Origin of the sequence: Elizabethkingia argenteiflava (assembly GCF_009904105.1) — a bacterium.
In the GTDB taxonomy this organism is placed as follows: domain Bacteria; phylum Bacteroidota; class Bacteroidia; order Flavobacteriales; family Weeksellaceae; genus Elizabethkingia; species Elizabethkingia argenteiflava.
The window spans coordinates 1-1,450 of the sequence record NZ_JAAABJ010000166.1 but is presented as its reverse complement, the minus strand read 5'-3'; the positions used below and the strand labels follow the sequence as shown (position 1 = coordinate 1,450).

Sequence of the window (1,450 nt, the reverse complement as noted above, 5' to 3'; positions counted from 1 at the left end):
TTATAGACCTATATTCCGCAGTGATATTGAGTGCAACAAGTTCCAAATCAGAGAGTTTTGGAACTCTTATTTTCTTAGTAGTTTTGATATGACTGCAGATTTTTGTCAATTCTCTTAAAATAATTTCTTAATTTTGAATAAGATTGTTCATGTATTTAATCAATTGATATCCAATTAAATATACGGTTTTTCAATCAAATGAACAATCTTTTTCCAGTATATTCTCTAAATGCACAACAGGTTAAAAAAGTATTATTTAAAGATGATTTAGAAAGCTGGATTCTAGGACTTGTAGTATACCACGTATGAGAGGCTTGTAGATTCATTAGAAGGGGCGATTTGATAAATCCTAACAAAGCGAATACACGTGCACATTTAAGCAATGACATAATTAATCAGTCACTTAAAAGAGGTTTGGGAAATATATGGTAGATTTACAGGTTTAGAGCTCGTAGATTTCACACATGAGGAAAGGTTATGGCTAAATGCGCGAGGGGGACATTTCTTCACGTCAGAGTTCAAAAGCAAAGATTATAATCAATCACAACACCACAAATTACCTTCAACTAGATAAAGATGGAAATATTCCAGTTCCTAAAAAAATGTAGAAGGTGTCGCTAGTTTTGTAGGAAATGTCGCAGAAGGATTATTTTAATGTTTCTTTAAAACGAACGACTACAACAACAGAAATATTAACAAAAAATTCTACTTTTGAGTGTTACTAAACAAGGGAGGATTACACCTACTTTTTTTATAGTATAATATACTGTATTATAAATATGATTGACTTACAAAAACTAAGCGAAAGTATTTTTGATGAAACAAATAAATAAATAACGACTCTAGCCCGCGAGGTGTGTAAGTTAAAAAATTAGGGCTCAGATTACAATGCATCCGCTGGATTCCAAAGTTTTCATTCAATAAAAAAAAACAAGCTATCCGCTAAGCCCTCACTCCTAGCCACCAGACAGGTGATCACCGGCAATTACAGCCAGAACCCTTTTGGTTATAAAGAGACTAAGCAATGGTATGAAAAACTGAAAAATTAGAAGATAAATCATACTGGAGTGAATGAACCTACACTCATTTATATTTTTAGGTAAAGTGTCCATGCTATTTTATTCTATTGATGTGATTTCATTAACAATACCTTCCCCCTTAATTCCCCCTTAAATATAATACGTATTTCACTTAGATTTAGAAGTGAATAGATAAACGCCCTAAATAAAATATTGGTTTTATTTATTTTTTGTAGATTTGAGTAATTGCAGTTCGTTGAGTCTTCATTAATAGAATATTAACTCTCCTTTGAAGCTTTAGACTCGGTCTGTATTATCTAATTTTAAATTGACTTATGATGAAATTTAGCAGAAAAACAATGGTGCTTTTTTTTGTAGGAATATTATTGGCCTCCTGTAAAAATGATGCAAAGACCTCAAAAGTTGAAGAC

General features: G+C 31.7%; 1 pseudogene. It reads right to left on the bottom strand.

The window, feature by feature from the left end:
• Positions 1-124: pseudogene (locus tag GNY06_RS15410) on the bottom strand (IS982 family transposase); the annotation flags it as partial.
• Positions 125-1,450 lie beyond the last annotated feature (1,326 nt).